Source organism: Thermoleptolyngbya sp. M55_K2018_002, from assembly GCF_015295965.1.
Classification (GTDB): Bacteria; Cyanobacteriota; Cyanobacteriia; order Elainellales; family Elainellaceae; genus Thermoleptolyngbya; species Thermoleptolyngbya sichuanensis.
Window position 1 is genome coordinate 1 of the sequence record NZ_DVEA01000320.1, and the last position, 4587, is coordinate 4587.

General features: G+C 58.7%; 4 protein-coding genes and 1 pseudogene. 2 read left to right on the forward strand and 3 right to left on the reverse strand.

The genetic code is table 11. From position 1 onward, the window contains the following. The 3 genes from IGS51_RS16290 to IGS51_RS16300 all read right to left on the reverse strand — a co-directional run. A partial coding sequence (locus IGS51_RS16290) for a hypothetical protein (RefSeq protein WP_297079826.1) occupies positions 1-371 on the reverse strand: 371 nt, incomplete at its 3' end. 415 nt (positions 372-786) lie between these two features. Further along, a complete protein-coding gene (locus tag IGS51_RS16295) occupies positions 787-1398 on the reverse strand; it encodes a chorismate lyase (RefSeq protein WP_297079828.1) in 612 nt (203 codons plus the stop codon). Positions 1399-1708: 310 nt separating this feature from the next. Then, positions 1709-3298 (reverse strand): gamma-glutamyltransferase family protein, encoded by a 1590-nt coding sequence (locus IGS51_RS16300; protein WP_297079830.1) that lies wholly within the window; start codon positions 3296-3298, stop codon positions 1709-1711. Between the two features lie 157 nt (positions 3299-3455). Here IGS51_RS16300 and IGS51_RS16305 point away from each other — a divergent pair, with 157 nt between their 5' ends. Both IGS51_RS16305 and IGS51_RS16310 read left to right on the forward strand, forming a co-directional pair. After that, the gene (locus IGS51_RS16305; RefSeq protein ID WP_297079832.1) at positions 3456-4217 is read left to right on the forward strand and encodes a precorrin-2 C(20)-methyltransferase; all 762 of its coding nucleotides are present in this window, start codon (positions 3456-3458) and stop codon (positions 4215-4217) included. A 28-nt stretch (positions 4218-4245) separates the two neighbouring features. Continuing rightward, positions 4246-4587 (forward strand): annotated as a pseudogene (locus IGS51_RS16310) (hypothetical protein); the annotation flags it as partial.

A 4587-nucleotide genomic window follows, 5' to 3' on the forward strand; every position in this document is an offset into this window, starting at 1 on the left:
TCCACTGTCCAGTCTAGCGCTGCCAGCGGATTGATCCAGCTCGCCGCCCATCCCAGCCGTGCTAACGAGTCATGGGGAAACCAGCAGACTCCCAACGTCCACTCGCCCGCTTCACAAACCTGCTGAAGAAAACAGCGCAGGTGAGCAGCAATCTCTTCGGGTTGAATTTTCAGAATCCAGCTTTGTGGGTCAAACGAAGCCGCTAAGCGATGCAGCGCTTCTATCCCTTGATCCAGTTTTGTAGTCGGCTCTGTAGGCGGCTCTATGGTCGGCTCTATTTCATCAAAGCTTTCAGTATTTTGTCTTTCGTCTACGCTACAGGAAACATCTGTCTCAGGAAGTAAGCGCCGCGACTGATCAGGCATCATCATGACAGATAAGGCTGGGATAAAAGAGTTGTGCAAGGTGTCGCCACATACACGATGCACATACGACGCAAAACCGTCCTTCTTACTTACTACTTAAGGATGCGCTCAGTCACCCAGATTTGTATCGCTGAGCCAGAAAGGTTAAGGATTTATTTTTCTTTGGTAGCCAGATTTTTTAGTCAGAAACCTTCGCCAAAAGCGACAGGATTATCTGCAAACCTAACGGGATGAGCAATCCCTCCGCAACTGAAACATTGCGGAGAGAAACAGTTCGATTTGCAATCCCTTCCGTTTTGCGGGGTGAAATTCTGCTGGACGGCCTTCTGATGGCGATCGCGCTTCTTCTAGCCTAAGGGCTGGCTTGGGGACGTATAACAGCAACAGCCTTGCTATGCCGATCCAAAGTTAAATATGGCAGTTAAACATGGCGCACCGGGCCCAGGTATTGCCTGAGATAGGGCGAAAACACTTCGTAAATCAGCGTAATCGGGTGTCCGTGATGCCAGAAAAGATAGTGCCGCCCCCAAAACGGCCCCGCTTCGCCAAACGCCAGTTCCAAACTCGACGAATGCCCGTAATAAATCCCCTGCACATCTCGGTATAGCTCGGTGCGGAGCCTCGTCAGGTTGACCCAAATTCCCAGCGAACGATTTTGCAGATATTCATCCACATGCTCAGCGTTCCACCAGGACGTAGCATAGGCGAGGCGCTGCCCCGAAGCCGTGCGGAGCCACACCTGCCGCCGCACCCTCGGCCCCGGCACGACGGAAAGCTGCTCCGGCGCATAGTCCGGGTCCATGCCCACTAGCGACATATCAATCACGTCTACCTCAGTCGGTTCTCCCGTTAGCAATTGCAAGTGGCGGGTGGGGGAACCGTCTCCCAGCAGCAGCATTTGCCACGCCGGAGCCAGTTGGTGATGGGGCAAGCCTTTTTGCACGACATCTTCTCCACCCTGCCAGAGCGGATTTAGGGCGTGCCAGGCAGTGGGCAGGGTTGGGCGTTGGGAAGGCTTGATGGCTGGAGTCAAGGCGCGTTAAGGGTAGGAGTGGAGGGACGGGCTAGGAAAGCTGAGCAACGACCGGCCGGCTAGCTACCAGATAGTTAGCACTTTTGCCAACCTGTGACGATGGCGCTGGTTCTCCAGTACAGTCGCCTCCTGAGATAATCGCGGGTGGCTGCCCAAGCGCAGTCGTTTACAAAACTTTAAGCTTGTACTTGCATCATAACGTGAATTGCAGAGGCGATGGACAGACGGAAATGCCCCAACCCTTTTCGCTCTTCGTTCTTCGCTCTTCGCTCTTCGCTCTTCGTTCTTTGTTTTTTCCTCTCCCTTCTTCCTAAAGGGCGATCGCCACGCCATCTGCCCTGGGTTCCGTGGCGGCGATCAGGGTGCTGCCGTGCTTCAAGATAATTTGCCCTTTACCAAACTGGCTGACTTCGGCGCTGACCTGAATGGCGTGATGGCGATCGCCCAGCGCTCGCACCACAGCGGGCGGCACGGCCTGTTCCAGCAGCACCCGATTGCCCTGGCGAAAGCGCCAGCGGGGGGCATCTAGCGCCGCTTGGGGATTCATGCCGTAGTCGGTCAAGTTCACCACCACCTGCACATGGCCCTGGGGCTGCATGGGTGCGCCCATCACGCCGAAGGGGCCTAGCGGTTGCCCATTGCGGGTCAAAAAGCCGGGAATAATCGTGTGAAACGGGCGCTTTGCGGGGGCGTATTCATTGGGGTGTCCTGGTTCCAGCGTGAAGCCCGCGCCGCGATTGTGCAGGGCAATGCCTGTATCGGGGATCAAAATGCCGCTGCCAAAGCCTTCGTAGTTGGACTGGATGAAGGACACCATCAGGTCGGGTTCCGCAGCCACGAGAAACACCGTGCCGCCTTTGGGGATGCCGGGTTTTGCCAGGGGCAGGGCGGTGTCGGCAATGAGGGAACGGCGATCGCCCGCGTAGCCCTTGTCCAGCAGCCGCGCCGGGTCAAATTCCAGACTGTGGGGGTCGGCAACATAGCGATAGGCATCGGCAAAGGCCAGCTTCATCGCTTCGATTTGCCAATGGAAACTGTCGGCCGAGTCGCGGGGATAGCGCCCCAGGTCAACCCCTTCTAGAATGTTGAGCGCCATCAGCGCGGCGATGCCCTGGCCGTTGGGCGGCAGTTCCCACACCGTCAGGTCGCGGTAGGTCGTCGAAATCGGCGTAACCCAGTCGGCGGTATGACTTTCCAGATCTGCCAGCGTCAAAAATCCGCCCGTGCTGGCAGCAAAGCGGGTGAGGGTCTGGGCCAACTCGCCAGTGTAAAATGCCTCGCCGCCGGACTGAGCGATCGCCCGCAGGGTTCTGGCATGGCCCTCGCTGCGCCAGATTTCGCCCGCTCTGGGAGCGCGATCGCCCGGAAAGAATACCTGCTGAAACGGTTCAAATTCCTGGCCTTGCAGCGGCAAAAACACCCGCTCTGCCCGCTTCCAGGCCCGCGCGGTTTCTGGCGACACCGGAAAGCCCTGCTCCGCATAGCGAATCGCAGGTTCAAACAATTGCTCAAAGGGCAGCTTGCCCCACCGCTGCCAGAGCGATCGCCAGCCCGACACCGCCCCCGGCACTGTCACCGCCCGCCAGTCGCATAGGGGAATCTCTGCCAAATCACCAAACGCCGCCCGCACCAACCCCTGCGGACTCCGCCCCGACGCATTCAGTCCGTGTAGTTGCCCGTCCCACACCAGCGCAAACGCATCCGACCCAATGCCGTTGGAGGTGGGTTCTACGACCGTCAGGGCGATCGCCATTGCCAGCGCCGCATCCACCGCATTGCCCCCTGCCCAGAGCATCTCTGCCCCCGCCATCGTGGCTAGCGGCTGACTCGTCGCCATCGCGCATCGCTGCCCCATAATGACGCGACGACCGGAGGGATAGGGATAGTGAGTGAGGGTCATGCGGAAGCCTGGCAGTAGGAGATCTAGTGGGTCAGGGAAATAAAACGAAGCGTCATGCTGGATAGCATGATAGGGAGAGAGTCGCGTTGAGAACAGCAGGCTCTCCTCTGTTTCCTCCCCCATCATCTCACCCCCTCCCCAACTCCCAATCTCCTTTATGACAGGCACTCTCTACGGCGTGGGCGCTGGCCCCGGCGACCCAGAACTCATTTCTGTGAAAGGGCTGCGGCTGTTGCAGTCGTCGCCTGTGGTGGCGTTTCCGGCAGGGCTAGGGGGCAAGCAGGGCGTGGTGCAGCAGATTGTGGCGCAGTGGCTTCGGCCAGACCAGGTGCAGTTGGCGCTGGACTTTCCCTATGTGCAGGAGGAGGCGACCCTGAGGCAAGCCTGGGAAACGGCTGCGGCACAGGTCTGGAACTATTTGCAGCAGGGCGACGACGTGGTGTTTGTGTCGGAAGGCGATGTCAGCTTCTATAGCACCTTTACCTATTTGGCGCAGACCGTGATGCAGCAACATCCCGAAGCGCAGGTAGAGACGATTCCTGGCATCTGCTCTCCAATGGCGGCGGCGGCGGCGCTGGGTCTGCCGCTGACTGTGCGGGCCGAGCGGCTGGTGGTGTTGCCCGCTTTATACACCGTTGCAGATTTGGAAACGGCGCTGGATACGGCGGATGTATTGGTTTTAATGAAAGTGAGTTCAGTGTACGAACAAGTCTGGCCTGTGCTGGAGCGGCGCGGTCTGCTTCAGCACAGTTATGTGGTCGAGCGGGCCAGCCAGCCAACGCAGGTGATCCATGCCGACTTGCGCGATCGCCCTTCGCTAAAGCTGCCCTATTTTTCGCTGTTGTTGGTGAAGTGCGGCGGAGAGAAGTGTAACGGAGATCAGCGATTGCCGACCCCCGCTCCGACCTCCCTACGCTAAAATTTCAGAGGCTTTCGACGAAGCGCGTATGACCTATTACTCTGCTGAACCCTATCCCGAAAATTGGCTACAACGGTGGTCGCAGGAGCCGCTGTTCTGGGCGGCGCTGGCTTCAGTGGGGGCGCATCTATTGCTGTGGGCGTTTTTGCCGTTTTTGCCGGGGCAAAAGCTGCCGACCGAGCGGCAGGTGCAGCGGCCCGTGTCGCTGGTGCAACTCACGCCGGAGGAATTGAGCCGCGTTCCTAGTTTTGCCCAGCCAAATCTAGAATTGCCCACGTTTTCAGATTCATCTACGACGCTGCCGCAGCCTGCGCCGGGGTCCTCCTTCAGCCTGTCGCCACTGCCCGGACAAACGGGGCGATCGCCCTCT